At 73.2% G+C, this 4,641-nt stretch carries 3 protein-coding genes and 1 pseudogene; 2 read left to right on the forward strand and 2 right to left on the reverse strand.

Annotated elements, in window-relative coordinates; translation table 11 throughout:
• Together FOE67_RS17190 and helR are read left to right on the forward strand one after the other, a co-directional pair.
• Positions 1-288, forward strand: a pseudogene (locus FOE67_RS17190) (hypothetical protein); the annotation flags it as partial.
• Positions 289-553: 265 nt separating this feature from the next.
• On the forward strand, positions 554-2,842 hold the full coding sequence (gene helR / locus FOE67_RS17195) for an RNA polymerase recycling motor ATPase HelR (RefSeq protein ID WP_438874242.1): 2,289 nt from the start codon (positions 554-556) through the stop codon (positions 2,840-2,842).
• 72 nt (positions 2,843-2,914) lie between these two features.
• Here the strand turns inward: helR and FOE67_RS17200 are convergent, their stop codons facing one another.
• Positions 2,915-3,715, reverse strand: a complete 801-nt coding sequence (locus tag FOE67_RS17200; RefSeq protein WP_182665257.1) for a VOC family protein — start codon at positions 3,713-3,715, stop codon at positions 2,915-2,917.
• A 356-nt stretch (positions 3,716-4,071) separates the two neighbouring features.
• Positions 4,072-4,407: a hypothetical protein gene (locus FOE67_RS17205; protein WP_182665259.1), complete on the reverse strand. Its 336-nt coding sequence runs from the start codon at positions 4,405-4,407 to the stop codon at positions 4,072-4,074.
• Positions 4,408-4,641: the final 234 nt, after the last annotated feature.

Below are 4,641 nucleotides of genomic sequence, written 5' to 3' on the forward strand. Positions count from 1 at the left end.
CCCCCGCAGCCGGAGAACCCCACCACCGGGGGCGGCTCGGGCGGGGGCACGACGGGCGGCTCGGACGGTGGCGGCTCCACCACCGGTGGGGGCGGCTCCACCACCGGCGACGGTTCGGGAGGGGGCGGTTGGAACGGACAGTGCGAGCTGATGTCCCCGGCGGGCAACTGCTACAGGGCCGGACAGTTCTGCGCCAACGCGCACGTGGGCATGTCCACCCACGACGCCAACGGCCGGATGATCCACTGCAAGGTCCGTGACGACGGTCAGCGCTGGAACCACTCCTGAACCCCGCCCGCCCCGGTGCCCGGAAGCGTGCTTCCCCGCGCCGGGGCGGAACCGTCTCCCCGGCTCACCGGGAGGTCGAGGAGCAGCGGCGGCCCCCGCCGCGCCCTCACCCGCCCGGAACGGGCGGGAACGACGAAGGCGAGGGAGCACGTTTCCCTCGCCACTCTCAACCTATAGCGCACCCGGGGCCTTGCGGCAAGGCCCCGGGGATGCCGCAGAATCACCGGTCCACGCCGGAACCTGCGGAAATTGGGGGGTACGCGCCATGCGTACACGTTTGTCGACTCACCCGGGGCGCGCCGACGCCCGAGCCGGGGGCACACCGGGGGAACAGCCCGGGGAACGGTCGGAAGGACGGCGGGGTGGGGGAGCAGGTGGCATCACCGCTCCGACCACCGACGTGTTCGACCTGCCCGACCGGCTCTCCGCCAAGGCCGATCCCGCGCTGATCGCCGACGACGAGCGGCACTTCGCGGCCATCGCCCGCACCCTGGAGGAGACGATCACCGACCTGTCCGACCGCCTCGCCGCCGAACGCCGGGCACCCGGCGGCGTCGGCCGGGCGGCGATGGACCGGGACGCGGAGATCCACCGCCTGACCTCCCGCCTGCGCACCCTGCGCCGCTTCGGCCTCGACCTGTGCCTGGGCCGCGTCGTGCCGGCGGACGGCTCCGGGCCGGTGTACATCGGGCGGCTCGGCCTCACCGACGGCGAGGGGAAGCGACTGCTGGTCGACTGGCGCTCCCCGGCCGCCGAGCCGTTCTTCGCCGCCACCCGGGCCAACCCGATGGGACTGACGAGCCGCCGCCGGTACCGCTGGACCTCGGGCCGGATCGGCGACTACCGGGACGAGGTGTTCACCACCGAGGGACTCGAAGGACTCGCGGGGCACGCCGCACTCGACGACCAGTCCGCCTTCCTCGCCGAGCTGGGCGCGAGCCGGTCGCCCCGGATGCGGGACGTGCTGGCCACCATCGGGGCCGAGCAGGACGCCGTCATCCGGGCGGGCTCCCGGGGCGCGCTGGTCGTGGAAGGGGGCCCGGGAACGGGCAAGACGGTCGTCGCCCTGCACCGCTCCGCCCACCTCCTGTACGCCGACCCCCGGATCGGGCGGCGGCGGTCCGGCGGCGTGCTGTTCGTCGGCCCGCACCAGCCCTACCTCGCCTACGTCGCCGACATCCTGCCCGGCCTCGGCGAGGAGGGCGTGCTGACCCGCACCCTGCGCGACCTCGTCCCCGAGGGAGCCGACGCGCCGATCGAGCCGGACCCCGGGGTGGCACGGCTGAAGTCCTCCGCCGCCATGGTCGGGGCGATCGAGACGGCCGTCGCCGTGTACGAGGAGCCGCCCACCGAGGAGGTGACCGTCGCCGGCGACCCGGTGGACGTCCCGGTGACCGCCGAGGACTGGGCCGAGGCGTTCGCCGCGCCGGGGCCGGGCACCCCGCACAACGAGGCGCGGGAGCGGATCATGGAGGAACTCGCCGAGATCCTCGTGGAGCGGAACGACCTCGATGTCCCGCCGGAGGAGTTCGTCCGGACGCTGTGGCGGGACCGGGAGGTGGTCGAGGTCCTGCGCCGGTCCTGGCCGCTGATCGAGCCGACCGATCTGGTCGGTGACCTGTGGACCGTGCCCGCCTACCTGCGGTTGTGCGCGCCGTGGCTCACCGCCGAGGAGGTGCGGGCGTTGCGCCGCGCGGATCCCCGGGCCTGGACGGTGTCCGACCTGCCGCTGCTGGACGCCGCCCGGCGCCGGCTCGGCGACCCCCGGGCGGCCCGGATCCGCCGCCGGCGCGAGGCCGCCCTCGCCGGCGAACGCGAGCGGATGGCCGAGGTCATCGACCACGTCATCGCCTCCGACCCCGACGGCGAGGGGGCGGTGACGATGCTGCACGGTCGGGACCTGCGGGACGCCCTGGTCGACGGGAATGCCCTGCCCGACACCGAACCCGACCGGCTCGCCGGACCGTTCGCCCACATCGTGGTGGACGAGGCTCAGGACCTCACCGATGCCGAGTGGCGGATGCTGCTCTCGCGCTGTCCGTCCCGGAGCTTCACCATCGTCGGGGACCGCGCCCAGGCCCGGCACGGCTTCACCGAGTCGTGGCAAGAACGGCTGGAGCGGGTCGGGTTCGACCGGATCGAGACGGCCTCGCTGGGCGTCAACTACCGCACCCCGGAGGAGATCATGGCGGAGGCGGAGCCGGTCATCCGGGCCGTGATCCCGCACGCCAACGTGCCGACCTCCATCCGGCGCGGCGGCGCCCCCGTCGTCCACGGCGCCGTCGGGGAGTTGGACGCGCTCCTCTCCGACTGGCTCGCCGAACACACCGAGGGCACCGTCTGTGTCATCGGTGACGCCGACTTCCGGGCGGGCTTCCGGGCACCGTCGCCCCGGGTGCGGGCGCTGAGCCCTCCCTTGTCGAAGGGATTGGAGTTCGACCTGGTCGTCCTGATCGACCCGGAGGAGTTCGGGCCCGGTGTCACGGGAGCCGTGGACCGCTACGTCGCCATGACCCGCGCGACCCGGCGGCTCGTCGTCCTCACCACCCCCTGAGCCGGGACGGCCGGCCCGGCGGCCCGGGGCGGCCGGGTTCGCGGACCCGACCACCCCGGGGCGGCCGGGGCATCAGGCGGCGGTGACCTTCCAGGGGAAGCCGTCGGGGTCGGTGAAGTGCGCGGCGTACCCGTCCGCGCTCTCGCGGGCCCCGCCGGCGGCCCGGCCGCCGTGCGCGGTCGCCGCCTTCAGGGTCGCGTCGACCTCCTCGCGGGAGGCGGCCCGATGGTGCAGGACCACGGCGGGGAAACCGCCGGCGTCCCCGTCCTCCACACCCACGTCCTTCGCGAGGGTCCGTCGGGGCATCAGGCCCAGACGGCACGCCCCCGGGCCCGGGTGGAAGTCGGCGTAGTGCTTGTAGTCCCGGTCGGTCCTCATGCCCAGGGCCTCGTAGAAGGCCTTGGCGGCCTTCATGTCGGCCACGCCCAGGAGGGCGGAGGTCTCGGTGGGCACCGCGGGCCCGGTCGCGGGCCCCTTGTCCTTGGAGGTGGCCGCCGCCACCTTCCACACGGCACCGTCCGGAGTCCGGTAGACCCCGGAGAAGGCCCCGAACAGCGCCTTCTTCGCCGGCTTGAGGAGCTCCGCACCACCTCGGACGGCGGTGTCCACCGCGCTCCGGACCTCGGTGGGTTGGTTGACGATGAAGGTCATCACGTAACCGCGGAAGCCCGCCGCCACGGGCTCCGACCCCGCGCCCACCTCGGCGGCGAGTGCCTCGACGTCGTACAGGGCGAGGTGTCCGGCCCCGTTCAGGTCCAGATCCACGTACCGGTCGTGGTCCTCGACGGTGGGCGAAAGGGTGGCGGCGTAGAACTCCCGTGCACTCGCCGGCTCCGGCACACCGAAGTTCACCACATCGAGCGAAAAGGCCATCTCATGTCTCCCGAGAAGCGCTGGACCGCACGGATACCCGCCGGGAACGACGCCGGCCCCGGAAGGGGACGGCGACACACGGATCCGGACCCGACTGCCGGCGTTCCCACCGCCCCCGCCCGGACGCTCGACCGATCCCGGAACCCCCGCGACCCCGACGGACCTCCATGCTGGACGGAAACCCGGGGAAACGCTTCTCCGATCCTGATCACCATGCCCCTGATTCGCCGAGCCCGGGCAGCGGAGGCGACGAAGGGGTGGGAATCGGCGAAGCCGCTCCGGTCCGAGGCGCTTCCGGGGCGCCGAACGCCCGCGTGCGGCCGTGGAACGCGACAGGGGGGTGGAAGCCGCGCCGCTCAGCGGTCGAGGAGCCCCGCGCTCCTCGCGTCCCGCAACGCCACCTCCAACTCGGCACGGCTCTCCTCGAACCGGGCATCCAGCGCGTCGAGGTCCGCCGGCGCTCCCGCGGGCAGGCAACGGATGTACGCGGCGACGCCGAGGGCCAGAAGGTTGGGTGCCTTCCCGACCAACTCCTTCGCCAGTCGGACGAGGTCCTCCGAAGGGCGCGCCCGGAGGTAATACACCTCGTCCATCCCTTCCATTTCGCCGCCCTCGTCCACCTCATCGGTCTTGTCCGACGCGTCGATCTCGCCGGTCTTTCCGATGGGAAAATCATTCGAACTTTGATGCATCGGGAAACCCGCCCTTCCGGTCGCTCGCGCCCCGCCGGGTTCCCCTCCCGGCCGGGTCGGGGATTCCCCCTGATGGCCGAAAGGACCATAACCCTCGACGACGACTCACATCCATCACTCTCACTCGAATGAGTGGGCGATAATTTCTTAATGGACGCGCCCCCGGAGCGGAGGGCCGGGGCGGGACATCGGAGGTCCCTCCACCGCCCATCGATTCCTCGGCGATCCCCCCGC

The organism is Streptomyces calidiresistens (assembly GCF_014141525.1).
In the GTDB taxonomy this organism is placed as follows: Bacteria; Actinomycetota; Actinomycetes; order Streptomycetales; family Streptomycetaceae; genus Streptomyces; species Streptomyces calidiresistens.

Bases quoted from the DNA above. Each gene is read 5' to 3' on its own strand.
- FOE67_RS17205 (WP_182665259.1), bottom strand. From the start codon at position 4,407: ATGCATCAAAGTTCGAATGATTTTCCCATCGGAAAGACCGGCGAGATC.
- FOE67_RS17200 (WP_182665257.1), bottom strand. From the start codon at position 3,715: ATGGCCTTTTCGCTCGATGTGGTGAACTTCGGTGTGCCGGAGCCGGCG.
- helR (WP_438874242.1), top strand. From the start codon at position 554: ATGCGTACACGTTTGTCGACTCACCCGGGGCGCGCCGACGCCCGAGCC.